This is a genomic window from Variovorax sp. dw_308 (genome assembly GCF_019207085.1).
In the GTDB taxonomy this organism is placed as follows: Bacteria; Pseudomonadota; Gammaproteobacteria; order Burkholderiales; family Burkholderiaceae_C; genus Variovorax.
The window spans coordinates 22,615-48,632 of sequence record NZ_JAATOM010000001.1 but is presented as its reverse complement, the minus strand read 5'-3'; the positions used below and the strand labels follow the sequence as shown (position 1 = coordinate 48,632).

23 protein-coding genes are annotated in these 26,018 nt (G+C 67.8%); 8 read left to right on the top strand and 15 right to left on the bottom strand.

All coding sequences use genetic code 11. From position 1 onward, the window contains the following. Positions 1-18: 18 nt before the first annotated feature. Positions 19-777, top strand: a complete 759-nt coding sequence (locus tag HCU76_RS00225) for an SDR family NAD(P)-dependent oxidoreductase (RefSeq protein WP_213955037.1) — start codon at positions 19-21, stop codon at positions 775-777. Between the two features lie 8 nt (positions 778-785). Here the strand turns inward: HCU76_RS00225 and HCU76_RS00220 are convergent, their stop codons facing one another. Then, on the bottom strand, positions 786-1,748 hold the full coding sequence (locus tag HCU76_RS00220) for a tripartite tricarboxylate transporter substrate binding protein (protein WP_213955038.1): 963 nt from the start codon (positions 1,746-1,748) through the stop codon (positions 786-788). A 422-nt stretch (positions 1,749-2,170) separates the two neighbouring features. Between HCU76_RS00220 and yjjJ the strand changes: the two genes are divergently transcribed. Next, on the top strand, positions 2,171-3,559 hold the full coding sequence (yjjJ, locus tag HCU76_RS00215) for a type II toxin-antitoxin system HipA family toxin YjjJ (protein WP_213955039.1): 1,389 nt from the start codon (positions 2,171-2,173) through the stop codon (positions 3,557-3,559). 48 nt (positions 3,560-3,607) lie between these two features. Here yjjJ and HCU76_RS00210 read toward each other — a convergent pair whose 3' ends face one another. From HCU76_RS00210 to HCU76_RS00175, 8 genes are all read right to left on the bottom strand, one after another. Then, on the bottom strand, positions 3,608-5,065 hold the full coding sequence (locus HCU76_RS00210) for an amidohydrolase family protein (protein WP_213955040.1): 1,458 nt from the start codon (positions 5,063-5,065) through the stop codon (positions 3,608-3,610). Then, on the bottom strand, positions 5,062-5,994 hold the full coding sequence (locus HCU76_RS00205; RefSeq protein ID WP_213955041.1) for a MurR/RpiR family transcriptional regulator: 933 nt from the start codon (positions 5,992-5,994) through the stop codon (positions 5,062-5,064). The genes HCU76_RS00210 and HCU76_RS00205 overlap by 4 nt, the downstream gene beginning before the upstream one ends. Before the next feature lie 5 nt (positions 5,995-5,999). After that, positions 6,000-7,298, bottom strand: coding sequence for an amino acid deaminase (locus HCU76_RS00200; protein WP_218508133.1), 1,299 nt, complete (start codon positions 7,296-7,298; stop codon positions 6,000-6,002). After that, a complete protein-coding gene (locus tag HCU76_RS00195) occupies positions 7,295-8,275 on the bottom strand; it encodes an ABC transporter ATP-binding protein (RefSeq protein WP_213955043.1) in 981 nt (326 codons plus the stop codon). The genes HCU76_RS00200 and HCU76_RS00195 overlap by 4 nt, the downstream gene beginning before the upstream one ends. Before the next feature lie 139 nt (positions 8,276-8,414). Continuing rightward, positions 8,415-9,446 (bottom strand): ABC transporter ATP-binding protein, encoded by a 1,032-nt coding sequence (locus HCU76_RS00190; protein WP_218508132.1) that lies wholly within the window; start codon positions 9,444-9,446, stop codon positions 8,415-8,417. Positions 9,447-9,849: 403 nt separating this feature from the next. Next, the gene (locus HCU76_RS00185) at positions 9,850-10,689 is read right to left on the bottom strand and encodes an ABC transporter permease (RefSeq protein WP_213955210.1); all 840 of its coding nucleotides are present in this window, start codon (positions 10,687-10,689) and stop codon (positions 9,850-9,852) included. Between the two features lie 8 nt (positions 10,690-10,697). Next, positions 10,698-11,645, bottom strand: coding sequence for an ABC transporter permease (locus tag HCU76_RS00180; protein ID WP_213955045.1), 948 nt, complete (start codon positions 11,643-11,645; stop codon positions 10,698-10,700). A gap of 3 nt (positions 11,646-11,648) precedes the next feature. Further along, positions 11,649-13,214 (bottom strand): ABC transporter substrate-binding protein, encoded by a 1,566-nt coding sequence (locus HCU76_RS00175; protein WP_213955046.1) that lies wholly within the window; start codon positions 13,212-13,214, stop codon positions 11,649-11,651. A 148-nt stretch (positions 13,215-13,362) separates the two neighbouring features. Between HCU76_RS00175 and HCU76_RS00170 the strand changes: the two genes are divergently transcribed. The 3 genes from HCU76_RS00170 to HCU76_RS00160 all read left to right on the top strand — a co-directional run bounded on the left by HCU76_RS00170 (position 13,363) and on the right by HCU76_RS00160 (position 14,503). Then, positions 13,363-13,755 (top strand): RidA family protein, encoded by a 393-nt coding sequence (locus HCU76_RS00170; RefSeq protein WP_213955047.1) that lies wholly within the window; start codon positions 13,363-13,365, stop codon positions 13,753-13,755. Positions 13,756-13,874: 119 nt separating this feature from the next. After that, on the top strand, positions 13,875-14,093 hold the full coding sequence (locus HCU76_RS00165) for a type II toxin-antitoxin system prevent-host-death family antitoxin (RefSeq protein ID WP_371319731.1): 219 nt from the start codon (positions 13,875-13,877) through the stop codon (positions 14,091-14,093). Continuing rightward, positions 14,090-14,503: a type II toxin-antitoxin system VapC family toxin gene (locus HCU76_RS00160; RefSeq protein WP_256353935.1), complete on the top strand. Its 414-nt coding sequence runs from the start codon at positions 14,090-14,092 to the stop codon at positions 14,501-14,503. Before HCU76_RS00165 ends, HCU76_RS00160 begins: the two co-directional genes overlap by 4 nt. 8 nt (positions 14,504-14,511) lie before the next feature. On the opposite strand, the gene lolD is transcribed toward HCU76_RS00160, so the two are convergent. After that, a complete protein-coding gene (gene lolD, locus HCU76_RS00155) occupies positions 14,512-15,231 on the bottom strand; it encodes a lipoprotein-releasing ABC transporter ATP-binding protein LolD (protein ID WP_213955049.1) in 720 nt (239 codons plus the stop codon). Next, positions 15,224-16,480 carry a lipoprotein-releasing ABC transporter permease subunit gene (locus HCU76_RS00150; protein WP_213955050.1) on the bottom strand — a complete coding sequence of 419 codons (1,257 nt, stop codon included), beginning with the start codon at positions 16,478-16,480 and terminating at the stop codon, positions 15,224-15,226. Before HCU76_RS00150 ends, lolD begins: the two co-directional genes overlap by 8 nt. Positions 16,481-16,629: 149 nt before the next feature. Here HCU76_RS00150 and HCU76_RS00145 point away from each other — a divergent pair, with 149 nt between their 5' ends. The 3 genes from HCU76_RS00145 (at position 16,630) to HCU76_RS00135 (ending at position 19,980) form a co-directional block, all read left to right on the top strand. Further along, a complete protein-coding gene (locus HCU76_RS00145; protein ID WP_218508131.1) occupies positions 16,630-17,601 on the top strand; it encodes a hypothetical protein in 972 nt (323 codons plus the stop codon). Next, positions 17,598-19,355: a single-stranded-DNA-specific exonuclease RecJ gene (recJ, locus tag HCU76_RS00140; protein ID WP_218508130.1), complete on the top strand. Its 1,758-nt coding sequence runs from the start codon at positions 17,598-17,600 to the stop codon at positions 19,353-19,355. Before HCU76_RS00145 ends, recJ begins: the two co-directional genes overlap by 4 nt. Positions 19,356-19,482: 127 nt before the next feature. Continuing rightward, positions 19,483-19,980 (top strand): Spy/CpxP family protein refolding chaperone, encoded by a 498-nt coding sequence (locus tag HCU76_RS00135; protein WP_213955053.1) that lies wholly within the window; start codon positions 19,483-19,485, stop codon positions 19,978-19,980. A gap of 3 nt (positions 19,981-19,983) precedes the next feature. Here the strand turns inward: HCU76_RS00135 and HCU76_RS00130 are convergent, their stop codons facing one another. The 4 genes from HCU76_RS00130 to HCU76_RS00115 form a co-directional block, all read right to left on the bottom strand. Then, a complete protein-coding gene (locus HCU76_RS00130) occupies positions 19,984-20,670 on the bottom strand; it encodes a hypothetical protein (RefSeq protein WP_256353884.1) in 687 nt (228 codons plus the stop codon). Positions 20,671-20,889: 219 nt separating this feature from the next. Continuing rightward, the gene (locus tag HCU76_RS00125; protein WP_213955213.1) at positions 20,890-21,867 is read right to left on the bottom strand and encodes a tripartite tricarboxylate transporter substrate binding protein; all 978 of its coding nucleotides are present in this window, start codon (positions 21,865-21,867) and stop codon (positions 20,890-20,892) included. A 41-nt stretch (positions 21,868-21,908) separates the two neighbouring features. Continuing rightward, the gene (locus HCU76_RS00120) at positions 21,909-23,276 is read right to left on the bottom strand and encodes an MFS transporter (protein ID WP_218508129.1); all 1,368 of its coding nucleotides are present in this window, start codon (positions 23,274-23,276) and stop codon (positions 21,909-21,911) included. Between the two features lie 19 nt (positions 23,277-23,295). Continuing rightward, on the bottom strand, positions 23,296-26,007 hold the full coding sequence (locus HCU76_RS00115; RefSeq protein ID WP_218508128.1) for a CoA-binding protein: 2,712 nt from the start codon (positions 26,005-26,007) through the stop codon (positions 23,296-23,298). Positions 26,008-26,018: the final 11 nt, after the last annotated feature.

Sequence of the window (26,018 nt, the reverse complement as noted above, 5' to 3'; positions counted from 1 at the left end):
TGACTCGGAGACCATCGGATGTTTGATCTGGCAGGCAAGGTCGCGCTCGTGACGGGCGGCAACGGGGGCATCGGCCTCGGCATGGCGAAGGGGCTGGCGCAGGCCGGTGCGCGCGTGGTGATCGCGGCGCGCAACACGCAGAAGTCGGCCGCGGCCGTCGAAGCGCTGAAGGCGCTGGGCAGCGATGCGTTGGCGCTCGCTGCGGACGTGAAGGACGAGGCTTCGGTGGCTGCGCTGTTCGCGCAAGTCGCCGAGCGCTGCGGCCGGCTCGACATCCTGGTCAACAACGCGGGCACCAACATCCGCAAGCCCGTCGAGCAGATGGCGCTGGCCGAATGGAACCAGGTGATGGACACCAACCTCACCAGCGCCTTCCTCTGCAGCCGCGCGGCGTATCCGCATTTCAAGGCTGCGGGTGGCGGCAAGATCATCAACATCGGTTCGATGATGTCGATCTTCGGCGCGTCCTTCGCACCGGCCTATGCGGCAAGCAAGGGCGGCATCGTGCAGCTCACCAAGTCCCTGGCCGCCTCCTGGGCGCTCGACGGGATCCAGGTGAATGCGGTGCTGCCGGGATGGATCGAGACCGAGTTGACCGAGGGCGCGCGAGCGCAGGTGGCAGGGCTGCACGAACGCGTGGTGGCGCGCACGCCGGTCGGTCGATGGGGCCAGCCGCAGCACCTCGCGGGCGTCGCGGTGTTCCTGGCGAGTGCGGCCTCGGACTTCGTCACCGGCACCGCGATACCGGTGGATGGCGGGTATTCGATCGCCGGTTGAGCGGGGCGCTATTCGATCGTCGCGCCGGAGGCCTTCACGATGTCGCGCCATTCCAGGTAGTCGGTCTTCAGCAGCTTGTCGAACTGCTCCGTCGTCATGGCCTGCGGCTCCGCGCCCTGGGCGATGATCGCGTCCTTCATGTCGGGCAAGGCCAGCAGCTTGTTGACTTCCGCGTTGACGGTGGCAACGATTTCCTTCGGCGTGCCGGCCGGCATGAAGAGGCCGTACCAGGTGCTGACGTCGAAGCCCTTGTAGCCCAGCTCGGCAACGGTCGGCACATCGGGCAGCGAGCTGCTGCGCCGGGCCGAGGTCACGGCCAGTGCACGCAGCTTGCCGGACTTGATCTGGCTCATGGCCGAGGGAATCGACGACACCATCAGGTCCACGTTGCCGGCCAGCACGTCCATCATGGCCGGGTTCGAGCCCTTGTACGGCACGTGGCGCAGCTTGACCTCGGCGGCGCGGCCGAAGATCTCGCCCGCGAGGTGGATGGTGGTGCCGTTGCCGGGCGAACCGTAGGTGATGCTGTCGGGCGTGGCGCGCGCGGCGGCGACCACGTCCTTGAGTGTCTTGAACTTCGATTCGTTGCGGGTCACGATGACCACGGGCGTGTAGGCCACGTGGGCCACGGCGACGAGATCCTTGGTGGGGTCGTAGCCGAGGTTCTTGTAGAGCCAGGGCGCGACGACCATGTTGTCCTTTTGCCCCATCACCATCTCGTAGCCGGTGTGCGGTGCACGCGCGGCCTCCGTGATGCCGATGGTGCCGCCCGCGCCGGCGCGGTTGTCGGGCACCACGGTCCACTTGCTCACCTCGGTGAGCTTGGTGGCGACCAGGCGCGACAGGATGTCGGTGCCGCCACCCGGCGGGAAAGGGACGATCAGGTGGATGGGCTTGGCCGGAAAGGGCTGGGCCTGCGCGGCGGTGAAGGCGAGCGCGAGGGCGACGGCGCCGAATAGCTTGCGGATCATGGGGTGTCTCTCTTGTCGTGAGTGAGGCTGGGTCGCGGCATGAAGCGGCACCCGTCGCGAAGGGCGAAGCTCGGGGCCGACCTTGAGAAGGGGCGGATTATCGGGCGTCGCGGGCGGGCCGCGCCGCCTTGAATGGCGAGGAGGCTCATCGGGAATGGAGAACGGGGCGAACGCCTGCGCAGGAAAACGCGATGCCGGCCCACGTGCGCGCAATGGCCGGTGCGGAGTGGGCCACCGCCTGCTGGCGGCCGCTGGCTTGAGGGGCGCCGGCTTGAGGGGCGCCGGGACGCCTTCTGCCCCGAGTTTGCGGCCTTGGCATTCAAGGAATAAAATCGTTTCAAGAATCGTTTCATGAATAGCTCGTAGATCATGAAGTTTCACCCTTCAACCTGGTAAATTCATCGCCGAAAGATCGTTTCACCATGCCCGCTGACTTGATCGCCGTTCTGCGTGCGAACGGCCCGCTGGCCGCCAGCGCGCTCGTGGAACGCATGGGGGCGAGCCGACCCACGCTGAGCCGGGCCGTGCGGGCGGCCGAAGGTGCGCTCATCGTGCGCGGACGGGCTCGCCGCACCCGGTACGCTGCCCGGCGGGCACTGCGCGGTTCGCTGGAGCCCCTGCCCCTTTTTCGCATCGACAGGGAAGGAGCGCCGCACCAGATTGCCGAAATGGAACTGGTCTACCCCGACGGCACCGCGCTCGCGTACGAGGGTGAATTCGGATGGCCGCTCGAAGACCAGATGCTGGACGGCTGGTTCGAAGGCTTGCCCTATCCGATGCAGGACATGCGGCCGCAAGGCTTCCTGGGGCGCAACTTCGCGCGCCAGCACGCCGCGGTCCTCCAGGTGCAGGAAGACCCAGCGAGTTGGTCGGATGACGATGCGCTGTACGCGCTGTCGATCCTTGGCGACGACGTCCCGGGCGACCTGCTGGTCGGCGCGCCGGCTTGCCGCCGGTGGCTGGAGCATGTGCAGCGGGTGGCATCCGGAGAAGCGTCTGCAGGATTGGCGGACTCGCAATTGGCCAGCGAGTACCCGAAGCTGGCGTCCCAAGCATTGGCCGCGGGAGTCGCTGGCTCCTCGGCGGGCGGCGAGTTCCCGAAGTTCACGACCTTGCGTCAGCTAGCCGACGGCTCGCAGCAGCATGTGCTGGTCAAGTTCTCTGGTTCGGACGATTCGCCGGGCACGCAGCGCTGGGCGGACCTGCTCGTGTGCGAGCACCTGGCGGGACGAGCGCTCGAGGCGCATGCCGGCATCGCCACGGCGCGCTCCCGCGTCCGCGCGCATGCGGGACGCACCTTCCTCGAGGTCGACCGGTTCGACCGCCACGGCGCGCTGGGCCGCTCTCCGATGGTGTCGTGGGCTGCCTTGAACAACGCTTTCATCGGCAGCGCCGGGCGCCCTTGGGCGGAGGCCGTGCAGCCGCTGGTGCAGAAGGGTTGGCTGGAGGACGAGGACCTTGCCCGTACCCTGCGCGTCTGGCTGTTCGGCCAACTCATCGCCAACACGGACATGCATGACGGCAACCTGTCGTTCCTGCCAGCCCGGCAGGGCGATGTGAACATGCTGCGGTTGGCGCCCATCTACGACATGCTGCCGATGGCCTACGCGCCGGTGCGCGGGGTCGAACTGCCGCCTCGCAACTTCACGCCGCGCTTGCCGCTTCCGGCCGAAGCAGCCGCGTGGCAGGACGCTGCACGCGCTGCGCTTGGCTTCTGGGAGATGGCTGCAGCCGACGAGCGGATCAGCGCCGGATTTCGCCAGGTCTGCGCAGACAACGCAGGGCTGCTCGGCAAGTTGTGTTCGCGCTGAGGGCGCAAGTCCTTGTCCGTATCGCCTGGCGACCGTCGGCACTGCCCATCAGGCAGCCCGCGTCAACATCCGCCCCGCCCGCGCCAGCACCCGCGCCTCATCCCCGCGATACGCACACACGCCGTTCACGAACACCTGCGCGATGCCTTCGCTCACGCCATGCGGCTTGTCGTAGGTGGCGGTGTCGCGGATGGTCTGCGGATCGAACACCACCACGTCGGCCATCCGTCCCACGCGCAGCAAGCCGCGTTCGGCGATGCGCATGTTGCGCGCCGTCAGCCCGGTCATCTTGTGCACCGCCTGCTCCAGCGAGAACAGGCGCCGCTCGCGCCAGTAGCGGGCGAACACGCGGGGAAAGGCGCCCCACAGGCGCGGGTGCGGATGGCGGTCGTGCGGCAGGCCATCGCTGCCGATCATGGTGCGCGGGTGCGCGATCACGCGTTCGACGTCTTCCTCCTTCATCTGGAAGTAGCAGGCGCCGCCGGGCTTCAGGCGCAGGCAGGCCTCCTGCTGCGTCACGCCCCACTCCTTCGCGACGTCGGACAGCATGCGGCCGGTGACTTCCGGGTGCGGATCGGACCAGGTCAGCATGACGTCGATGACGCCGTCGACCAGGTCTTCGCGCAACACGGTCGAGCCGGCGACGTAGGGGTACACGTCCATCGAAATCTCCTGGCGCCGGGCCAGTGCATCGACCAGCGGCAGCGTCTCCAGCGTGCGGTCCCAGTTGGCCGGGCCGGCGCACTTGTGGTGCGAGATCACGAGCGGCACGCCGGCGCTGAAGGCCGTGTCCCCGGCCTCGTGCATGGCCTCCAGGATGGCGGCCATTTCGCTGCGCAGGTGCGTGGCATACACGCCGCCGTGCCGCGCGACGATGCGTGCCAGCGCTGTGACTTCCTCGGCCGGCGCCGGGAAGGCTTCCTCGTAGAACAGGCCGGAAGACATGCCATGCGCGCCCTCGGCCATCGAGGCATCGAGCAGTCGGGCCATGTGTGCGGCCTCGTCGGCATTGGCCGGGCGATCGAGCGCTTGCATCGCCGCGAAGCGCAGCGTGGTGTGGCCGACGAGGGCGGCGACGTTCAAGGCCGGGCGGGCTTCGGTCACTGCGTCGCGATACGACGCCATCGACGCATGGCGGAACGACTCCGCGCCCAGCAGCGTCAGCGGCGGTTTCGCCTGCGGCACCTTGTACGGCGCCAGCGAGATACCGCAGTTGCCGGTCACCACCGTGGTGATGCCCTGCGATATCTTGGGCAGGCACTCGGGGTCGTGCAGCACGATCGCGTCGTCGTGCGTGTGCACGTCGATGAAGCCGGGCGCGATGACCTTGCCGCGGCAGTCGACCACCTCGATGTCTTCGAGCGCCATGCCTTGCGGCAACCGCGTGCGCAGGCCCTCGCCCAGGGCGACGATGCGGTCGCCCGACAGCAGCACGTCGCCCGGCCAGGACGGGCCGCCCGAGCCGTCGATGACCAGTCCCGATTCCAGCAATACCGGCTTGCTCATGGTGCGGCTCCCGTGTCGTTGGCTGCGTTCTTGTTGACGCCGATGCCGCCGCCGTCCCAGCTTTGCAGCGGGTGTGTGGCGGCGTCAATGCCATGGCGCTGGAAGGCCTCGCGCGCGCGTTGCAGGCGTTGCATGGCCGGGTCGCCGAGGCGCTGCGCGACCAGCACCGTGATGATCTCGATCACGGTGAGGTGCGTGAGGTAGGCGTCGATGCCGACATGCATAACCGCATCGTCGGGCACGGTCAGGCCGAGCAGGAAGTCGGCCTTGGCCGCGAGCGCGGTGCCGGGCCGCGTCAGCGCGACGACCCTGGCGCCCTGGGCGCGCGCGATGTCGACCGCGTCGAGCAGCGAGGGCATGCCTCCGACGTGCGACATCGCGATGACCACGCCGCCCGGTCGCTGCGCCGCGCCGGCTACTTGCTGCAGGTGATAGTCGGACCAGGCGTTGGCCGAGAGGCCCAGCCGGAACAGCCGCGCCTGCAGGTCGCTGGCCATGAACCACGAGGTGGCGCCCGCCCCATAGAGGTCGATGTGCGGCGCGGCGGCAATGGCTTGCACTGCGCCGTCGAGCACGTCCATGTCGAGCTGGTTGCGCACGCCCGACACGGTCGCCGCGGCGCTGCGCGAGATCTTGGCCACGACGTCAGTGGCCGCGTCCTCGATGCTCACGCGCCGGTGCAGGGGCGAGCCGCCGACGGCCAGTTCCTGCGCCAACGCAAGCTTGAATTCGCGCAGGCCCGCGAAGCCCAGGTCGCGCACGGTGCGCATGATGGTGGGCACCGAACTGCGCGAGCGTTCCGCCAGCGACTCGAAGCTTTCTTCGAGCACGCGGTCGGGGTCTTCCAGCATCAGGTCGAGGATGGCGCGGCGGGTGGTCGGGGCGCTGCCCCGGATCTCCGCGACGCGCTGAAGAAGGGTCGAGGTCATGCTGTTCAGAAGTGCATCAACACCGCATCAGTGACGCGGTAATCGTTCTCGACTACCGGCATCCAGTGCCACTTGTCGAAGGTCGTGCAGGGGTGCGAGATGCCGAAGGCGATGCGCTCGCCGACCACCGGGGCCAGCGCCGCGTCCGCATCGCTCCAGCGCAGGTAGCCGTGCTGGTCGTTCAGCGCGGTGATCTCCCAGCTCGCGGGAACGCCAGAGGGCACCATCGCCCCGCGCGCCGCCCGTGCGATGGGCGTGGGCATCGACAGGTCGAAGGAGATGTCGCGCTTGCCCATGGCCACGATGGCCAGGTTGGGCTCGTTGCAGGACTGCACCGTGGCCCAGATCTCCATCGCCGGCCGCAGGCTCTCGCCAGGCGCGCAACCCAGGCGCGCATCGAGCGGCCTCTGGAAGCGCTGGTACGTCCCATGATCGTGTGTGAGGTAGCAGCCCGAGCGCAGCAGCCCACGCACCGGCATGCCGAGCGAGGGCTTCAGGCGCAGCGCCACCAGGTCGTAGATGGCCGAGCCGCCGGCCGACACCAGCACCTCATCGGTCTCGAACAGGCCGCGCGTGACGCAATGGCGCGCGACAGCGTCGACGCGGTCCATCAGGATGTTGGTGTAGTCGGCATCGGGGCCGCTCTCCCCGGTCGCGCCCTGCCCTTCGTAGGTCTCGATGCCGACCAGCTTCGCGGCCTTGCCGGCGCGCACGCGTTCGGCCAGGGCGATCGCCTGTTCATGCGTGCGAACGCCGGTGCGGCCGTTGTCGACGCCGATCTCGATCATCACTTGGAAGGGCAGGCTGTCGGGATGCCGCGCCGACCAGGCTTCGATCAGGTCGAGCTGCGCCAGCGAATCGACGAGGAACACCACGCGCAGGTCGACGTGCTCGTGCAGCAGTTGCTGGATGCCCGCCAGGTCCTGGTCGCTCACGACCTGGTTCGCGATCAAGCCGCGACGCGCACCGGCAGACACTGCCACGGCCAGTTGCGTGACGGTCGCCACGGTCATGCCCCAGGCGCCCGCGTCGAGCTGGCGGGCGAAGAGCTGCGGCGACATCGTGGTCTTGCCGTGCGGCGCGAGGTCGATGCCCCAGCGGCGCACCTGCCCCTGCATCCATGCGAGGTTGTGCTCGATCGCCTCGCGCTTGAGCACCGCGAGCGGCAGTGGCAGGTCGCCGGCGAGCACGTTCCATCCCGCCTTGGCCACCTCACTGCGACGCATCGGCGCCTGCGTACGGGGAAAGCCCTTGAAGCCGTTGTCCAGCAACGGGTCGGTCAGCGTGTCCAGGAGTTTCGTCATGACTTTTGCGGGGTAAGCAGATCCTTGCGGATGCAGGCGGAAAAATGGCCGGGCGACAGTTCCTCGAGCGGCGGCACGGTCTTCGAGCAAGCGTCGATCGCATGCGGGCAACGGGTGCGGAACACGCAACCCGAAGGCGGCGCGATCGGGCTGGGGATGTCGCCCTTCAATGCGATGGCCTCGGTGGCTTGCAGCGGGTCCGGCTTCGGGCTGGCTGCCAGCAGCGCCTGAGTGTACGGATGCAGCGGGCGCTCGAACAACTCGGCCGTGGTCGCCACCTCCATCACCTTGCCCAGGTACAGCACCACGACGCGGTCGCAGAGGTACTCGACGACATCGAGGTCGTGCGAGATGAAGAGCATCGTCAGCGACAGGCGCTCGCGCAGGTCGGCCAGCAGGTTGATGACCTGCGCCTGGATAGACACGTCGAGCGCCGACAGCGGCTCATCCGCGACGATGAATTCGGGCTCCACCGCGAGTGCACGCGCCACGCCGATGCGCTGACGTTGCCCGCCCGAGAACTCGTGCGGGAAGCGGCTCGCGTGCTCCGCGCGCAGGCCCACGGTTTCGAGCAGTTCGGCGATGCGCTTCTCGCGCTCGCCCGGGCCCTTGCACAGGCCGTGGGTGGAGAGCGCCTCGTGCAGGATGGCGCTGATGCGCATCTTCGGATTCAGGCTCGCGTACGGATCCTGGAAGATGATCTGCAGCTTGCTGCGCAGCTTGCGCATGTGCTCGCCGGAGGCCTTGCCGAGGTCTTCGCCGCGGTACATCACGGCGCCGTCGGTGCGTTCGAGCAGGCGCAGCACGGTGCGGCCGATGGTGCTCTTGCCCGAGCCCGATTCGCCGACCAGGCCCAGCGTCTCGCCCTTGCGGATGGAGAAGGACACATCGTCCACCGCGCGCACCGGACGCGCGCCGGAGCCGAAGTACTTCTTGAGGTTGCGCACCTCGATGAGGGGGGTGTCGGTGGTGGTCATCGTGAGGTTCTTGTATTGGCTCCTTCTCCCGCTTGCGGGAGAAGGCGGGGGATGAGGGCGGGGGTTTGGCGCAGCGCCCTCACCCCGGCCCTCTCCCGCGCGCGGGAGAGGGAGAGGGACGGGGAGAGGGAGTAGTCGGTCATGCGGCTTGCTCCAGGGCGAGGTTTTCTGCGACCCGGATGCAGCGCGCCTGGCGGCCGGGAAGGTTGGTGAGCAAGGGCGGCATCGCGACGCTGCACCCGGCGATGGCCCGGTCGCAACGCGGCTCGAACGCGCAGCCCGGCGGCGGCGCCAGCGGACTCGACACCTGCCCGCGAATCGCGAACAGGCGCTTCGGCTTGGGCTGGCCGGGCGTATGCGATGCCTTGCCCGGCAGGCAGGCCAGCAGGCCCTGCGTGTAGGGATGCTCCGGCTGCGCGAACATCGGCCGCACGGGAGCGCTCTCGACCACGCGCCCCGCATACATCACCACCACGTCGTCGGCATGGTGCGCGACCACGCCGAGGTTGTGCGTGATGAACAGGATGCTCATGCCAGTCTCCGCCTGCAGGCGGCGCATCAGCATCAGGATCTGCGCCTGGATGGTCACGTCGAGCGCGGTGGTCGGCTCGTCGGCGATCAGCAAGGTCGGGTCGCAGGCCATGGCCAGCGCGATCATCACCCGCTGCCGCATGCCGCCCGAGAGCTGGTGCGGATACTCGTGGATGCGTTGTGCGGCGGCCGGGATCTCGACCAGTTCCAGCATGCGCAGCGCCTGCGCCATCGCGGCCTTTTTGTCGACGCCCTTGTGCAGGCGCACGCTCTCGGCGATCTGCTCGCCGATGCGGAAGACAGGGTTGAGGCTGGTCATCGGCTCCTGGAAGATCATCGACAGCTCGTTGCCGCGCAGGCGCCGCATGTCCTGCGTGCCGAGCGACAGCAGGTCGACCGTGCTGCCGTTGCGCGTGACGAAGGCGGTCTTGCCGCTGACCTGGGCATTGGCGGTCTTCGGCAGCAGGCCCATCAGCGTGAGGCTGGTGACCGACTTGCCGGAGCCCGATTCGCCCACCAGCGCGGTGGTCTTGCCCGGCATGATCGAGAAGCTCACGTCGGCGACCGAGCGCACCAGGCCGTCTTCGGTGGGGAAGGCGGTGCTGAGGTTGTTGACGGTGAGTCGAGGTGCGGTTGTCATTTCAGTGGCTCCAATGCGCGTTGGTTGCGAGGTGCGTGTTGGTTCCGAGGGGCGTGGGAGGCGCGATGGTCCGGGGTGCGTGCCGAGGCCACTGGGTATCCCCTTCCGCGAATGTCCCCCGGCTTCGCCTCCTCCTTTATTTCGCTGCAGGGGACACCCAGCGCCCTCTGCACGGGTGACGCCGCGCCGTGCCACCGCCCGAATTCGCGCCTGAACAACGACCGCGCGTCTGGATCACGTCGATGGTGTGCTCCACGCAGCGAAATAAAGGAGGAGCCGGCGGCCGCAGGCTGACGGCGGGGGACATTCGCGGAGTGGAGTACGCCGTCGGCGTGATCTCGCCACGAACGCCTCACCAACCTCAGTCCGGACACGCCGCTTGAACAGGCAAACAAGTGCTTCATCACGCTGCCTTCTTGAGTTTGGGATCGAGCAGGTCGCGCACGCCGTCGCCCAGCAGTTGCAGCGACAACGCCGTGAAGATGATCGCCAGCCCCGGGAACAACACGACCCAGAAGGCCTTGTCCGCATACTGCTGGCTGCCCGCGACCATCGTGCCCCAGGTCGGAATCTCGGGCGGCACGCCGACGCCGAGGAAGGACAGCCCCGCCTCGGCCAGGATGGCGTACGCGAAGATGAAAGACACCTGCACCAGGATCGGCGACATCAGGTTCGGCAGGATGTGGCGCCACAGGATGCGCGAGGTGCGCACGCCCAGCGCGCGCACCGCCTCGACGAACAGCAGCTCGCGCACCACCAGCGTCGATGCGCGCACCACCCGTGCCACGCGCGGCGTGTAGACCAGCACCAGCGCCAGCACCACGTTGCCCAGCGAGGCGCCGAGGATGGCCACCAGCGCGATCGCCAGCAGGATGTCGGGGAAGGACATCATCGCGTCGACCACGCGCATCAGCGGCGCATCGAGCTTGCGGAAGAAGCCCGCGACCAGGCCGAGGATCGTGCCGAAGACCACCGCGCCGAGCGCGGTGAGCGCCGCGATGCTCAGCGAGTAGCGCGCGCCGTGGACGATGCGCGCATACATGTCGCGGCCGAGTTCGTCGGTGCCGAGCAGGTGCTCGGCGCTCGGCGCCTTCAGCCGTTCGAGCACAGCGGTGTCGTTCGGGTCGGCCGATGCAAAGATCGGCGCGCCGATGGCGAGCACCGCGATGATGAGCAGCACCACGGCCGACACCATCACGATGCGACGGTGCATCAACTGGCGCACCATGCGGGGAAGCTTGATGGACATGGTCAGACTTTCACGCGCGGATCGACCACGGCATACAGCAGGTCGATCGAGAAGTTGATGAGCACGTAGATGGCCGCGATGACAAGCAGCGCGCCCTGGATGACGGGATAGTCGCGGCGCAGCACCGCATTCACCACCAGGCTGCCGACGCCCGGCAGGCCGAACACCGTCTCCGTGACGACGGCGCCGCCGATCATCAGCGCCACCGTGAGACCCAGCACCGTGACGATCGGCACCAGCGCATTGCGCAACGCATGCTTGAGCACGACGGTGCTTTCCGACAGGCCCTTGGAACGCGCCGTTCGCACATAGTCTTCACCCAGCACGTCGAGCATCGAGGCCCGCGTGAAGCGGATGATCAGCGCCGAGTTGAGGATGCCCAGCACCGTGGCCGGCAGGATCAGCGCATGGATGCGCTCGGCGAAGGGCGCATCCGGCGCGCCGTAGCCCGACACCGGGAACCACCCCAGCGACACCGCGAAGATCTGGATCAGCACGATGCCGAACCAGAAGCTCGGGATGCTCGCGCCCAGCATCGCGATGCCGGTGAAGAACTGGTCGATCGCCTTGCCGCGGAACACCGCGGAGATGATCCCGCACGGCAGCCCGATCAGCGCCGCGATGGCCACCGCCATCAGCGACAGCAGCGTGGTCGGTTCGGCCCGCTCGGCCAGCGCCTGCGTCACCGGCCGCTGCAGGAAGATCGACTGGCCGAGGTTGCCCTGGAGCACCTCGCGGATCCAGTAGCCGAACTGCACGGGCAAGGGCTTGTCCAGGCCGTATTCCTTCTGCACGCGGGCGATGTCGGCGGCGGTGGCCTGGTCGCCCAGCAGCACCGACACCGGATCGCCCGAGGCGGCGCGCGTGAGCACGAAGACGAGCACCGCGACGATGGCCAGCACGATGGCCATGCCGGCCGCGCGCGAGGCGATGAAACGAAGGGCGTTCATTGCTTACTTGATCTTTGCGTTCCAGAAGAACGGCCAGGTCGCGGGCTGGTAGTTGTCCAACGCCGGGCTCTTGGCTGACAGGCCGTTGAACTTGCCGACGTTGATGTAGGGCACCTCGGCATAGACCACTTCCTGCACCTTGCCCCAGAGCGCGCCGCGCTTGGCCGGATCGCTTTGCGTGTTGAAGGCGTTGAGCGCCGCCTTCTTGGCCGGCGTGTCCCACCAGCCCGGCGCGCCGTCGCCGAGTTGCGGCGGCGACAGCATCGGCTCCGGGAACTGGCCCGAATGGGTCACGTAGATGTCCCACAGCTTCGGGTCATTGCGGCGTTGCACCAGCGTGGCCCAGTCGACCACGTTCATCTCCACCTTGAAGCCGGCGCGCTTGAGTTGCTCCTGCATCAGCAGCGCCATGTTGTAGTGGAAGTCGTACTGGCGGCTGGTGAGGATGCGGATCGGCTCGCCCTTGTAGCCGGCCTTGGCCGCGGCTTCCTTGGCCTTGGGTGCGTTGCGCTGGTTGTACTGGTCGGCGCCGGTCGTCGAGAAGAAGGGCGAGCCCTTGGGAAAGTGGTTCGGCTCGACGGCGAAGAAGCGCTGGTCGCCAAAGCCCGCGGCCAGCATCTCGCCCTCGCCGAGCGCAGTCTGGATCGCCTGGCGCACGCCGAGGTTGGCGGCCACGCCCTCCTTGGTGTTGAGAACCAGGTACGGGAAGCCGAAGGCCGGCGTCATGATCGGCACGGTCTTGCCGGCGGCCTTCTCCAGGCGCGGCAGCGCTTCCACCGGCAGCAGGTCGGCGAAGTCGTACTGGCCGGCCAGCGAGCCTTCGACGCGCGTGCTCGCATTGGGCACCGGCACGAAGCGCAGTTCCTCGATCAGCGCCTCGCGCTTGCCGCCGTAGCCATTGGCCGGCTCCTTGCGCGGGCTGTACTTGTCGAAGCGCGACAGCAGCACGAACTGGTCGGGCTTGCGTTCCTTGAACTTGTAGGGGCCGGTGCCGACGAAGTCCTTCAGCGGCGTGGCGATCGAGTCCTTGGCCATGATCGCGGCCATGCCGCTGGGCAGCGCGAGTTGCGACACCAGCGGCGCATAGGGCTCCTTCAGCACGATCTCGACGCCCTGCGGGCCCTTGGCCTTGATGCTGTCGATCTCCTTGCTCACCGCCTTGCCGCGCGGCGACTGCTCCATCCAGCGCTGCAGGCTGGCCACCACGTCGTCGGCGTTGAGTTCGCGGCCGTTGTGCAGCATGACGCCCTTGCGCAGCGTGATCGAGTAGCTCTTGCCGTCGGCCGAGACCTTGGGCAGCGACTCGGCCAGCATCGGCACCACGTTCCACTTGGCATCGAAGGTGTAGAGCGTTTCGTAGACGTGCTGCATGATGGTGCCCACCAAGTCGGCGGTCGATGCCATGGGGTCGAGCGTCTGCGGCTCCGCGACCATCGCGAGCGTCGCGTAGTTGCGCGGCGCCTGGGCTTTTGCAGGCATCGCGACACAGAGGGCCGCGAGCAGGGACGCACCGACAAAGGCGCGCTTGGTGGGCGCGTGCACTGCACGCAGAAGGCTGGCATCGAACATCGGGAACTCCTTGGTGGGGGCTGTCGTTCTGAAAAAAACTTTCACGACGCAGACTTTGATGCATCATCCGTGCCAAATCATGCGGATTTACCCTATGTTCGCACGATATTTCTGAAATAGAATTTCAAATCATCCACTGGAGACTCCCATGCCCCTCGAATTCCTGGGCGGTTCGCCCACCGCCTCCGACCGCCAGGTCCGCCCGCTCTCCCCCGCCGTGCGCGCGGGCGATTTCATCTATGTGTCGGGCCAGGTGCCTGTCAATGCAGACGGCGAGATCGTGGTCGGCGGCATCGAGGCGCAGACGCGCCAGGTGATGGAGAACCTGAAGGCCGCGCTCGCGCTCGGCGGCGCCACGCTCGACGACGTCTGCAAGACCACCTGCTGGCTGCACGACGCACGCGACTTCGGCGCCTTCAACCGCGTCTACATGAGCTATTTCAAGGGCGAAGGCCGCCCTGCCCGCTCGACCACCGAGGCGCGCCTGATGGTGGATGCAAAGGTCGAGATCGATTGCATTGCGTACAAGCCGAAGGGCTGAGCCTTTCGCCCCCTTGGTTGCGCGCAGCCATTCAATGTCATAACATACAGACATTGTTGATTTCAGGGGGCCTCATGTCAACTCCTCATACCTTTTCGAGCCGCGATTTCACACGCGATGTGGGCGCGGCAAAGCGCGCGGCTTCCGAGGGCCCCGTCTTCATCACTGATCGCGGCCGACCGGCGTTTGCGCTGTTGCGGATCGAGGAGTACTACAGACTCGCCGGCAAGCGCGAAATGTCCCTTCTTGAATTGATGGACAGCCTGCCCGGCACCGAAGGCATCGAGTTCGAAGCCCCGCGCGCCGACATCCAACTGAAGGCGGCAGAGTTCGACTGATGTTCGTGCTCGATACGAACGTTCTCTCCGAACTGCGACCCGGCCAGCCCAATGCTTCACCCAGCGTACGGGCCTGGGCGGCAAGCATTCCGGAAAGTCAGTTCTTTCTCTCGGCTGTGACCGTCCTGGAACACGAGAAAGGCATCTTGCAGTTGGAGCGCAAGACACCGCCAGCGGGTGCCGCGCTGCGGGCGTGGTTCGATGCCATGCGCCGCGCTTTCGAAGGACGCATCCTGCCGTTTACAGAGGACGCTGCGATCAGATGCGCGCGCATGCACGTGCCAGATCCGAAGAGCTATCGGGATTCGATGATCGCGGCCACCGCGCTTGCGCACGGCTTCACTGTTGTCACTCGCAATGTCGGCGACTTCGCCGGCACCGGCGTAAGCTTGTTGAATCCTTGGGAATAGCGAGGCGGCTACGCCAGCCGGCCCTGCACCAGTCGAAGCACCCTGTCGCAGCGCTTCGCCAGCGACTCATCGTGCGTGACCATCACGAACGCAGTGCCGTGCCGGCGCGCCAGGTCGAGCATCAACGCGAACACGCCATCGGCCGTGCCCCGGTCCAGGTTGCCGGTCGGCTCATCGGCCAGCACGCAATCGGGTTGCGTGACGAGGGCACGTGCAATCGCAACGCGTTGGCGCTCGCCGCCGGACAGCTCCGCCGGCCGATGCTGCACACGCTCCGCCAACCCCACCGCCGCCAGCATCTTCGACGCGGATTCATACGCCGCCGATGGCGCCATGCGCCGGATGCGCAGCGGCATCGCAACGTTGTCGAGCGCACTGAACTCCGGAAGCAGGTGATGGAACTGGTAGACGAAGCCCAGGTGCTGGTTGCGCAATCGCCCCTGCTCGGCGGGATCGACCTTCGCGATGTCCTTGCCATGCAGTTCCACGCTGCCATCGGTGGGCGCATCGAGCCCGCCCATCAGGTGTAGCAGCGTGCTCTTGCCGGAACCGGAGGCGCCGACGATGGCCAGCGTCTCGCCCGCGCGCACGTCCAGGTTGACCCCATGCAGCACGGTCAGGTCGATGCGGCCTTCATGGAAGCGCTTGGTCAGCCCGCGCACCTGCAGCACCGGGCGGATGTAGGGATGGCTCGTGCCGGACAGCACGACCTTCGGTGTCTCACTCATAGCGCAGCGCCTCGGCAGGGTTGACGCGGCTCGCGCGCCAGCTCGGGTACAGCGTCGCCGCGAACGCGAGGATCAGCGAGATGATGGTGATCGGCAGGATGTCGCTGCGCTGCGGGTCGCTCGGCATCTTGCTGATGAGGTAGATGTCCTTCGGCAGGAAGCTCGCGTGGAACAGATGCTCCAGCCACGGCACGATCACGTCGATGTTGTAGGCAATGCCCAGGCCCAGCAGCAGCCCGCCGAGCGTGCCCATCACGCCCACCATCGCACCCTGCACCACGAAGATGCCCATGATGCTGCGCGGGCTCGAACCCAAGGTGCGCAGGATGGCGATGTCGGCGCGCTTGTCGGTCACGGTCATGACCAGCGTCGACACCAGGTTGAACGCGGCCACCGCGACGATCAGCGTGAGGATGATGAACATCATGCGTTTCTCGACCTGCACCGCCGCGAACCACGTCTTGTTCTGCCGCGTCCAGTCGCGCACCAGGAAGCTGCCCGGCAAGGTGGCCGCAAGCTCGTCGGCCACGTCGCGCGCCTTGTTCAGGTCCTTCAGCTTGATGCGGATGCCGGTTGGGCCTTCGAGCCGGAACACGCGTTGCGCATCCTGCTCGTGGATCATGGCCAGCGCCGAGTCGTATTCGTAGTGGCCCGAATCGAAGGTGCCGACCACCGTGAACTGCTTGAGCCGCGGCACCACGCCCGCGGGCGTGACCTGGCCACCGGGCGCCACCAGCGTGACCTGGTCGCCTTCGCGCACGAACAAGGAACGCGCCAGTTCACCGCCGAGCACGATGCCGAATTCGCCGGGCACCAGCTTGTCGAGCACGCCCTGTTGGGCGGTGGTCGCGAAGTCGGTGACCTGCGGCTCCAGCTTCGGCTCGATGCCGCGCACCAGCGTGCCCTTCATGTCCTCGCCACGTGCGACGAGCGCCTGCGTCGCGATGAAGGGTGCAACGCCGATCACCTCGGGGTTCTTGCGCGCGGCCTCCATGATCTGGTCGATGCCCTGCAGGCCCTGGCCGTCGCGCGACAGGATCTCGATGTGCGACACCACGCCGAGCATGCGATCGCGCACCTCCTTCTGGAAGCCGTTCATCACCGACAGCACGATGATCAGCGCGGCCACGCCCAGCCCGATGCCGAGCATCGACACGCCGGAGATGAAGGAAATGAAACCGTTGCGCCGCGTCGCCCGGCCAGCGCGCGTGTAGCGCCAGCCGAGTTGCAGTTCGTAGGGAAGACTCATATCGGTTGTGTTGCGCCGGGCGTTACACGCAATGCCCGGCGTGGGGATGGATGATCGTGGAATTGTGGCATCCCGGATGAGGCGCCCCTGTCATCCATGGCCCTGCAGGCGCATCGGGATGGGTGTCGATTCAGCGGGACAATGCAGGCATGGTCGAAACCACTCCAGTGCGTCACTTGTTGATCCCCTTTGCCGGCCGCGGTTCCCCCGCCTGCCGTGCAGCATTGCCCGGCCTTCGGCTGCCCAGGCTCGAAGCCTTGCTCGCGCGGCTCGCGTCCGCCGGCACCGACACGCAGGACGACACCGCTTTTTCACCGCCGCACGAACGCGCACTCGCCGCCGCACTGGGCCTCCAGGCCGCGGACGGCTGCATCCCATGGGCGGCCCGCGATGCACGTCGGCTCGGCCTGCCGGGCAGCGACGGCGATACCGCCTGGGGCTGGATCGACCTGTGCAACTGGCAGGTCGATGTCAGCGACGTGGTGCTGGGCGACCCGGCCCAGACGCATCTCGAAGCGGCCGAATCGCAGGCCCTGCTCGACGCGGCCCGTCCACTGTTCGAGGAGGACGGCATCGGCCTGCATGTCACGCCGGAGCCGGGCCGATGGCTCGCCAGCGGCGAATTGTTCCGCGCTTTGCCGACCGCCTCGCTCGACCGCGCCATCGGCCATTCGATCGCACAGTGGTCGCACATCACCGATGCCGGCCGGCCGCTGCGCCGCTTGCAGAACGAGGTGCAGATGCTGCTCTACACCGAGCGCGTCAACGACCAGCGCACGGCGCGCGGACTGCCGCCCATCAATTCTTTCTGGCTGAGCGGTACGGGCGCGTTGCCGGCGTCGGTGCAGCCGGACGGCGCCGGGCCGGCCATCGTCGATGCCTTGCGCGACGCCGCCCTGCATGACGACGGCGACGCCTGGGCCGCGGCCTGGCAGGCCATCGATGCCGGGCCGGTTGCCGAACTGCTCGCAACTTGCGAAGGCGGCGCCGACGTGGCCCTCACGCTGTGCGGCGACTCGGCGGCGCAGCGCTTCTCGGTGCAGCAGCGCGGCTTCTCCGGCTGGGTCAAGCGCACCTTCGGCAGTCGCCCGCGCGCGGCGGCAGTGCTCGAGGCGCTATGAAGATCATTGCCCGCGACATCCCGCCGCGCAGCGTCTGGGCGCTGGAGCAGGCCGGCGTGCATCCCTTGCTGGCGCGCCTGTATGCAGCGCGCGGCGTGCTCGGCAAGGATGAACTGGACGACGGCCTCGCGCGCCTGCTGCCGCCCGCCACGCTACGCGGCACGCAGGAGGCGGCCGTGCTGCTGGCTGACGCCATCCGCGACAGCAAGCGCCTGTGCATCGTGGCCGATTACGACTGCGACGGCGCGACCGCCTGCGCCGTGGCCGTGCGCGGCCTGCGGCTGCTGGGCGCGGCCCATGTGAGCTACCTCGTGCCCGATCGCGTGATCGATGGCTACGGCCTCACGCCGCCGATCGCCGAGCGCGTCGCGACTACCGGCGCCGACATGCTGATCACAGTCGACAACGGCATCGCCAGCGTGGAAGGCGTGGCGGCGGCCAAGGCGCGCGGCCTGGCCGTGCTTGTCACCGACCATCACCTGCCCGGCCCCGAACTGCCCGCCGCCGACGTGCTGGTGAATCCCAACCAGCCCGGCTGCGGCTTCGAGAGCAAGAGCATCGCGGGCGTCGGCGTGATGTTCTATGTGCTGCTGGCCCTGCGCGCCGAGTTGCGCGCGCGCGGCGTGTTCGACGCGGCGCCCAGCGCCGGACTGGCCCAGGGTGCAGCCGCGGCATCCGCCCTGCCCCAGCCCAAGCTCGACGTGCTGCTGCCGCTGGTGGCCCTGGGCACTGTGGCCGACGTCGTCAAGCTCGATGCCAACAACCGCCGCCTCGTCGCCCAGGGCCTGCGCCGCATCCGGGGCGGCCAGATGCCGGTGGGGCTGGCCGCGCTGTTCAAGGCCGCCGGCCGGGCTTCCGCCGTGGCCACGACCTTTGACTTCGGCTTTGCGCTGGGCCCGCGCATCAACGCGGCCGGCCGGCTGGCCGACATGACGCTCGGCATCGAATGCCTGCTCACCGACGACGCCGGCCGCGCCGACGCGCTGGCCCGCACGCTCGACGGCATCAACCGCCAGCGGCGCGACATCGAAGGCGACATGCGCGACCAGGCGCTGCGCCTGGCCGAGTCGCTGATCGACGAGGGCGCCCTGCCGCCGCCGGCCATCAGCGTCTTCGATGCCGGGTTCCACGAAGGCGTGGTCGGCATCGTGGCCTCGCGCATCAAGGACCGCTTCCATCGGCCGACCTTCGTCTTCGCGGCCAGCGCGGCCGACGGCAAGTCGCATGAGCTCAAGGGCTCCGGCCGCTCGATCCCGGGCTTTCATCTGCGCGACGCGCTCGACCTCGTGGCCAAGCGGCATCCGGGCGTGCTGCTGCGCTTCGGCGGCCATGCGATGGCGGCCGGTTGCACCATCGCGCGGGAACACTTCGACGCCTTCGAGCAAGGCATGGCGCAGGTCGCCCGCGAGTGGCTCGCCGCCGCCGCGCTCACCCGCCAGATCGAGACCGACGGTCCGCTGGCGCGCGAGTACATGCGCGTGGACCTCGTCGACACCCTGCACCGCGAGGTCTGGGGACAAGGCTTCGCGCCGCCGACTTTCAGCGAAGAGGTCGAAGTGATCTCGCAGCGTCTGGTGGGCGAGAAGCACCTGGCGTTGAAGCTGCGGCACCAGGGCCAGCCGGTGGACGGCATGTGGTTCAGCCATACCGAGCCGCTGCCCTCGCGAGTGAAGCTGGCCTTTCGCCTGGATGCCGACGAATGGCAGGGCGTGCGGCGCGTGCGCTTCCTGGTCGAGGGCGCCGAGGTCGATTGATACGACCTCGGCCGCGGGGGATGAAGCCGGGCTGGCCGACCTGGCAAGCCCTTGGCGCAAGGGCTTTACCGCGCCTTTACCGCCGCGCAACCGGCGCGATCATTTCGCGCTCTCCAATCGCCGGACGATGAAGAACTTCCAGAAATCGATCGGCATTGCACTCTTGCTGGCCGCATTGGGTGGCCAGGCGCTGGCGCAGTATGGCGGCATGGGCGGCGGTGGCATGGGTGGTGGTGGCGGCGGCCGCCGCGGCCACGGCGCCGACACCACCGGCACTTCGCGCACCGGCGAGGCGCCGCCGGGCCCGCAAGCGCGGGCGAGCCAGGTCAACGACAAGCTCTATGACCTGCGCACGCGCATGCAACTGACGCCGGAGCAGGGCAAGCTCTGGGACAGCATGTCGGACCAGATCTGGGACATGACCGTGCACGCCGGCCCGGCACGCGCACCGGCAGAAGACGACGCGCAGTCCGCGCTGCTGGCCGTGCAACGACGCGCCGCCGACGCACAGGACCGCGCCACACGCCTGCAGAAGCTGGGCGACACGATCGGCAAGCTGTATTCGGCCCTGACGCCCGAGCAGCAACGCATATCGGACCAGTCCCTGCCGGCCCTGATCCCCTGAAGCTCAGGGCCGCGTGAATTCGTAGTTGAGCCCGACGAAGAAGGAATGCACACGGTCCGATCCGGTGCCGATGCGTGCCGCCGTGACATCGAGGCTGATCAGGGGCGTGAAGCTGTAGCGCACGCCGCCGCGCGTGGTCCACAGGTTGAAAGCCCGGTTGTGCTCGGCAATCACGGACCAGGCGGGGTTGAGCGCGTATTCGATCTGCGCACCACCGCGCGCGGTTGGCTTGCCCGTGATGGGCGCCCAGTCCATGCCAAGGTTGAAGTGAAACTGCAAGGGCTCCGTGACACGCCAGGTCACGGGCAACAGGACTTGGCCGCCGGTGCGCGCACCATCCGTCACGTCGAAGACCAGGTTGCCCTCCAAGGCGGCGCTCAGCGGCGCATCGGCCGCCTGGCCGTAGTACGTCCATTTCACCTGCGGCCCGGCGAACACCTGGCTGCGATCGCCGGAGCGTGCAAAGCGGTCCAGGTTCAGCCCCACCTCGACCGGGCCGACCCGGCAGGCCGGCCCCAGGTGCTGGCCGTTGAGCGCCGGGCTGGTGTCGGTGTGGCTGGCCCAGACCTCGACCAGGCATTGGCCAGGGTCCAAGGTGCCGGCGTCGTCCACGTCGAAGTGGCCGCCGGCCTGTACATGGCTCGCCAGCAATACACCCCCGCCAACCAGGAGAGCCCCGCCTCGGATCATCGTGCGCTTGTAGTTAATCTTCGCCTCCGTTTTTTTTCATTCTAGGGAGGAAGGATTGCAGAGCGATGAAAGGCGGCGCGTCCTGCGGAGCCGATTCCGCGTGCGCTCGAACGGGCCGCGCGGCAAGCTTGCGCGAGGTCATGCGCATCAAACCGGGCGCTGCCGACGGGGATCGGCCGGAGCAACGGCCTGCCCCGCGTCAGTCCGACAGAGTTCCCCTTAATCCGCCTTGATCTTCGCCCGTTCGATGACGGGCTTCCAGCGCTTCTTCTCGCTCTCGATGAAGCGGGCGAACTCGGCGGCCGTGCTGCCCACCGGAATGGCCGCTTCGGACTCCAGAAGCTTCTGCGCAGCCGGCTCCTTCATGGCTTGCGCGGCGGCGGTGGAGAGCTTGTGCGCGTGAGCCTGGGGCAGCGAAGCCGGCGCCAGCAGGCCGTACCACTGCGTCATCTCGAAACCGGGAAAGCCCTGCTCGGCGACCGTCGGCACGTCCGGCAGTTGCGCCAGCCGCTGGCTGGTGCCGGTGGCGATGCAACGCAGCTTGCCGGCCTTGATGAAGGCCATCACGGCCGGTGCGCCGACCGAAGCGGCGTCGACGCGGCCGCCCATCAGGTCGGCGAGTTGCGGACCGGTGCCGCGGTAAGGCACGTGCAGGAGGAAGGTGTTGCTCACCATCTTCAGGTATTCGAAGGCGAGGTGTCCCGCGCTGCCGTTGCCGGCGGAGCCATAGTTGAGCGTGCCCGGTTTGGCCTTGGCGAGCGCGATGAACTCGGTGAGGTTCCTGGCGGGGAGGTCGTTGCGCACGACGTAGAGGCTGGGCACTTTGGACAGCAGCGAGATCGGACGGAAGGCCTTGTCCGGGTCGTAGGGCAGCTTGGCGAAGATGAACGGGTTCACGGCGATGGTGCCGATGTGCCCCAGCACCATCGTGTGCTGGTCTTCGGCCCGCGCCACCTCGCTCATCGCGACGTTGCCCGCGCCGCCGGGCTTGTTGTCGACGTAGACGCTCTGGCCGAGCAGCTTGCTCATCTCGCTCGCCGCGGCGCGGGCCACGATCTCCGAACTGCCGCCCGGCGCGAAGGGCACCACGAGGCGGATCGACTTGGCGGGCCAGGCGGCCTGCGCCCTGGCCGCCAGCGGCAGCATCGACGCGGCGGGCAGTGCAACACCCACGCGCACGGCGCTGCGGCGGGTCATGGTGAAAGTGTTCAATGCATTTCTCCCTGGGTTGGTTTTCTTCAAGCGACGCTGGACGACGTCGCGGCGGGCAAGGGCATGGCAGGTGCCGATGCGGCGTCTCGGGACTGGCTGCGTCCCATCCACAGGACGATAACCGCGCCCAGCCCCGTCAGGAGCGCCAGCGGCAACAGGGCGAGCGGATAACTGCCGGTCGCGTCCTTGATGGCGCCCAGCATCCATGTCGCGCCGGAGGTGCCGATGTGGGCCAGCATGTTGATGGCTGCGATGCCTGCGGCGGCGGTGCTGGCCGACAGCCATTCGGTCGACAGGGCCCAGAACGGCCCCTTGATCGAATAGGTACCGACGAGGATGAAGGTCAGCAGCACCATGGTGAATGCGAGCGAGCCGCCGACCAGTTGGGTCGCGAGCAGGCCGCCGGAAGTCAGCGCCAGCGGCAATGCCGTGTTCCAGATGCGCTCGCCCGACTTGTCGGCGCGGCGGCCCCACAGCACCATGACGATGGACGCGATGGCAAAGGGAATGCCGTTCATGAGGCCGGTCTCCATGGTGGTGAGCCCCAGCGACTTCAGGATCTGCGGCTGCCACAGCGACAGCGCATTGCTGGTCGCAGAACTGCCGGCATACACGACGGCGAGCGCCAGCACGTACTTGTTCTTCAGGATCTGCAGGACCGACATGTGGGCCACCGGGCCGGCCTGCCGCGCTTCGGCTTCGAGGCGCTGCTTGAGCCAGTCTCGTTGCTCGGGGGTCAGCCACCTGGCGTTGTCCGGGCGGTTCGGCAGGATGAAGAACACCGCCACACCGAGCACCACCGCGGGAATCGCCTCCAGGATGAAGAGCCATTGCCAGCCGCGCAGGCCGAGCCAGCCATCCGTGCCGAGCAGCGCAGCGGAGATCGGCGAACCGAGCAGGCTGGAGATCGGGATCGCGACCATGAACGTGGCCACGATGCGGCCGCGGTACGCCTTGGGAAACCAGTAGGTCAGGTACAGGATGACGCCCGGGAAGAAGCCCGCCTCGGCGGCGCCGAGCAGGAAGCGTCCCAGGTAGTAGCTGTACGGTCCGACCGCAAAGGCCGCCAATCCGCCCACCACGCCCCAGGTGACCATGATGCGGGCGATCCACAGCCGTGCGCCGAACTTCTGCATCGCCAGGTTGCTGGGTATCTCGAACAGGATGTAGGCGATGAAGAACAGGCTGCCGCCCAGTCCGAACATGGCTTGCGACAAGCCGAGGTCATGGTTCATCTGCAGGGCCGCGAAGCCGGCGTTCACGCGGTCCACGTACGCGATGAAGTAGCACAGCATCAGGAAGGGCAAGGTGCGCCAGGCGACCTGCCGCATCGTGGCTTTTTCGAGCGCCGACTTTTCAGCAGGCTGCGCGGAGGGAGTGGAAGGGGTGTTCATCGAAGTCTCCAGCAACAGGTCACATCACGAAGGAACACGACGCCTCGGGCGTGCGCGTGTCCATGTTCCGGCCACGGTTGAAGTGGTCGTCGATCTCGGCGGCGGCGCCGATCATTCGGCCGTAGAGGAAGACCGTGAAGGCAGCAGCCTCCAGGTCGCGCTCGGTCAGCGCGCCGGCCTTGTAGTCCTTCCACAGCAGCGCCAGCAACAGCGCCGCGATGACCGCGTCGACGTTGACGCAGAAGACGTAGGGCGTGGCGCCGCAGGCATGCAGCGCCTGCACCAGTTCGAGGTAGTAGGCGTGGAAGATGTTGTAGTCGCCGCGCTTCGCCATGTAGCTGGCGATGAAGCGTTCGCGCGGGTCGTGGTTGACCGGCTTGCCCTTGAACACCGGGTGGTGCACGCCCGGCAAGGCGGGTGTCTCGCTGCCCAGTTCCTTCGCGGCGCGCTTGTCGGCCTTGTACAACCTGGCGAAGGCCGCCGCCATGGCCTTCAGGTCGATGCCGTGCGAGGCATCGGTCGGGTCGGTCAGCCCGCTGTCCTTGAACTGCTTCAACAGGAAGGCCATGCCTTCGAAGCCGTTGCCACCGTGGCTGTAGCCGGTGTGCGTGAGGAAGCCGGCCATGGCCTTGTTGATCTGCACGCGGCCCGGTGTCTGCGGACCGTCCGCGGCCACTGCACCCTTGGCGCCCTGCGCGGAGATGGAGCCCGGGCCATTGGAGATCAGCAAGCCGATCAGCATCTGCAAGGGCCGCGATTCGTCCTCGGTCGGCTTCTTGCCGGTGATGGCCAGGAAGCACAGGTCGGCCATGGTCCAGCGGCGGAAGCGTTCCTCGCGCGAGATGCCGCAGAGCGACCCGGCCTGGTGCTGTTCGCCTGGGATAGACGCACCGACCATCACGCCATAGAGGCGCAAGTACCACGGCAAGGTTTCCGCCGTGAGACGGCTGATGCGCTTGCGCACCAGCGGGCCCCAGGCGATGGTCGTGGCGATGGCGGCCAGCAGCGCATCGCGCGAGGGACGTCCGCCCAGCGACTGCACGAAGCGCAGGAAGACCGACTTGGCGCCGCGCTGTCGAACGGCTTGCAGCATTGCCTCGGGACGCGGGTCGTCGGCCTCCTCTGGTCCGGCCATGAACAACTCGCGCACGGCCGCATCGACTTTCAGCTGGCCGATGTCGAAGCCCTCGTCGTTGCCATCCTTCAGGCCCGAGCCGGCGAACAGGTCGATCAGCGCGCGACTGCATGCGAGCGTGCGCTGCACGCGGCGCGGTCCGACGATGGCCACCGCCGCCGCCATGACCGTGTTGGGCGAATTGCCGCCGTCGCGCGCCGCATCGGCAGCCACCAGGATCGGGTCGCCCACCAGGTTCACTTCGGCCGCGACGGCAATGTCGAGCAGGGCGCGCTCGTTCGGCCCCGCGACCTCGTGCACCAGCGGCAGCGCGAAGTTGGCCTGCAGCGGCTCCAGCGCGAGTTCGAGCACCGACCGGCCATGCACCGAGGTCACCTGCGTCTTCGCATCCATCACCGACGCGCCGGACCGGTCCTTCATGTACTGCCGTGCGATCACCGCGCCCACCTGCGCGCCGATGTCGGCGATCTGCGCGGCATAGGGCGCGGGCGCGGTGACGGGCTTGAGGGCCAGCGCCTCGGGCAGCGTGATGCCCTGGTCATTGGCCATCCACGGCTTCAGGGCCAGGCTGCCGCGCCGCGCGAAATCGGGTTGCGCGCCGTTGAGCTTCATCACCGCCGTCAACGCGGCGGGGATGTGCGCGATGTTGGTCACCACCGCGCCCTTGCGCGAGACGACCGGGTTCTCCGGCGTGTAGAGGCCATCGACACCGAAGGCGTCCATGAACCAGCGCTCCTTGTCCTCCGCGCGGTCGCCCGAGCCAGCCATGGCGCCGGCGTGGCCGACGGCACGGCTCAGCCTGGACTTCCAGCGTCCGACCACGCAGGCCACCACGGGCTTGCCGAAGTCGATGTCGTGCTCGTAGTAGCCACCCGGCTCGGCGTACAGCACGGCGGCGCGCGAGCGCCCGTCGTTGCGGAAGGCATGGGCGAAATCGCGCGCGGCATAGTGGATGTAGACATCCTTGCCGGAGGAGACCAGCGTGGTCGTGCCCCACCCTTCGGTGCTGAGGTACTGCGCGATGGTGCTGGTGAAGCCGCCCGAGTTCGAGAAGATGGCGACCGTGCCCTGCACCAGCGATTCGTCGGGATGGTCGCCGCCGAGCGCGCCGCCGATGCGGGTGCGGCTCCAGGAGTCGGCTACGCCAAGGCAGTTGCCGCCGATGATGTCCACGCCGCGCTGCTGCGCCATCGCGCGGATCTCGCGCGCATCGTGCACGGAGATCTTCTCGGTGATGATCACGACCTTCTTCAATTCCGGATTCACCCGGATCAGCTCGGCCACGCCATCGCGCACACCCGAAGGCGGCAGGTAGACCACGCCGGTGTTGAAGCTGTGCCCGGCGTCCAGCCCTTCGCGCACGTTGTTGAACACGGGGATGTTGCCGACCGGCGTCTTGAGCGACTGGCCGCTGCGCCCGGGCGAAGTGCCGAACACGACGTTGCCGCCAGAGAAGGCATGGCTGGTGGGCGTGACCTGGCGCGACTCGCCGCCGAGGATGTTGAGCACGCAGACGCGATCACCGCGCGTGGCGAGGTCGGCGAGGGAGTGGATGCCGAGGTAGTACGGGGATGCGGTGGTGGTTTGGGTTTGCATGGTGTCGTGTC

Excerpts from the sequence above, each read along its gene's own strand:
- HCU76_RS00210 (WP_213955040.1), bottom strand. The coding sequence starts at position 5,065 with ATGAGCAAGCCGGTATTGCTGGAATCGGGACTGGTCATCGACGGCTCG.
- recJ (WP_218508130.1), top strand. The coding sequence starts at position 17,598 with ATGAAGATCATTGCCCGCGACATCCCGCCGCGCAGCGTCTGGGCGCTG.
- HCU76_RS00195 (WP_213955043.1), bottom strand. The coding sequence starts at position 8,275 with ATGACCACCACCGACACCCCCCTCATCGAGGTGCGCAACCTCAAGAAG.
- HCU76_RS00130 (WP_256353884.1), bottom strand. The coding sequence starts at position 20,670 with ATGATCCGAGGCGGGGCTCTCCTGGTTGGCGGGGGTGTATTGCTGGCG.
- HCU76_RS00225 (WP_213955037.1), top strand. The coding sequence starts at position 19 with ATGTTTGATCTGGCAGGCAAGGTCGCGCTCGTGACGGGCGGCAACGGG.
- HCU76_RS00125 (WP_213955213.1), bottom strand. The coding sequence starts at position 21,867 with ATGACCCGCCGCAGCGCCGTGCGCGTGGGTGTTGCACTGCCCGCCGCG.
- HCU76_RS00205 (WP_213955041.1), bottom strand. The coding sequence starts at position 5,994 with ATGACCTCGACCCTTCTTCAGCGCGTCGCGGAGATCCGGGGCAGCGCC.
- HCU76_RS00175 (WP_213955046.1), bottom strand. The coding sequence starts at position 13,214 with ATGTTCGATGCCAGCCTTCTGCGTGCAGTGCACGCGCCCACCAAGCGC.
- HCU76_RS00190 (WP_218508132.1), bottom strand. The coding sequence starts at position 9,446 with ATGACAACCGCACCTCGACTCACCGTCAACAACCTCAGCACCGCCTTC.
- HCU76_RS00135 (WP_213955053.1), top strand. The coding sequence starts at position 19,483 with ATGAAGAACTTCCAGAAATCGATCGGCATTGCACTCTTGCTGGCCGCA.
- lolD (WP_213955049.1), bottom strand. The coding sequence starts at position 15,231 with ATGAGTGAGACACCGAAGGTCGTGCTGTCCGGCACGAGCCATCCCTAC.
- HCU76_RS00145 (WP_218508131.1), top strand. The coding sequence starts at position 16,630 with ATGGTCGAAACCACTCCAGTGCGTCACTTGTTGATCCCCTTTGCCGGC.
- HCU76_RS00170 (WP_213955047.1), top strand. The coding sequence starts at position 13,363 with ATGCCCCTCGAATTCCTGGGCGGTTCGCCCACCGCCTCCGACCGCCAG.
- HCU76_RS00120 (WP_218508129.1), bottom strand. The coding sequence starts at position 23,276 with ATGAACACCCCTTCCACTCCCTCCGCGCAGCCTGCTGAAAAGTCGGCG.
- yjjJ (WP_213955039.1), top strand. The coding sequence starts at position 2,171 with ATGCCCGCTGACTTGATCGCCGTTCTGCGTGCGAACGGCCCGCTGGCC.
- HCU76_RS00115 (WP_218508128.1), bottom strand. The coding sequence starts at position 26,007 with ATGCAAACCCAAACCACCACCGCATCCCCGTACTACCTCGGCATCCAC.
- HCU76_RS00180 (WP_213955045.1), bottom strand. The coding sequence starts at position 11,645 with ATGAACGCCCTTCGTTTCATCGCCTCGCGCGCGGCCGGCATGGCCATC.
- HCU76_RS00220 (WP_213955038.1), bottom strand. The coding sequence starts at position 1,748 with ATGATCCGCAAGCTATTCGGCGCCGTCGCCCTCGCGCTCGCCTTCACC.
- HCU76_RS00150 (WP_213955050.1), bottom strand. The coding sequence starts at position 16,480 with ATGAGTCTTCCCTACGAACTGCAACTCGGCTGGCGCTACACGCGCGCT.
- HCU76_RS00200 (WP_218508133.1), bottom strand. The coding sequence starts at position 7,298 with ATGACGAAACTCCTGGACACGCTGACCGACCCGTTGCTGGACAACGGC.